Source organism: Streptomyces sp. P17 (genome assembly GCF_032436805.1).
Lineage (GTDB): Bacteria > Actinomycetota > Actinomycetes > Streptomycetales > Streptomycetaceae > Streptomyces.
Map to the genome: position 1 here is coordinate 1 of NZ_JAVRBF010001466.1, position 237 is coordinate 237.

The window sequence follows — 237 nt, forward strand, 5'->3', positions numbered from 1 at the left end:
GTTAGAGAATGATTTTACCGACCGTGCTACTACAGCACAAACAATACAAGAATTGGAAGCTGAAATAGCCACGTTGCAAAGGTTGGAGGATTTAGCGTTGATTGTAAAACGTTCCTGCTCATCAACATCTGTATCATCGACAAAATCTTCGATATCTTCATCATCATCCACAACATGAATTTCTTCCTGCCTAATATTGACTCTGTGAAACAAACGTTCTTCTTGAAGCCTTTTTTG

At 38.4% G+C, this 237-nt stretch carries 1 protein-coding gene; it reads right to left on the reverse strand.

Features of this window, described 5'->3' with window-relative positions; all coding sequences use genetic code 11:
• Positions 1–237, reverse strand: a 237-nt coding sequence (locus RMT89_RS45370) for a hypothetical protein (protein WP_315889589.1), incomplete at both ends; no start/stop codon positions are given.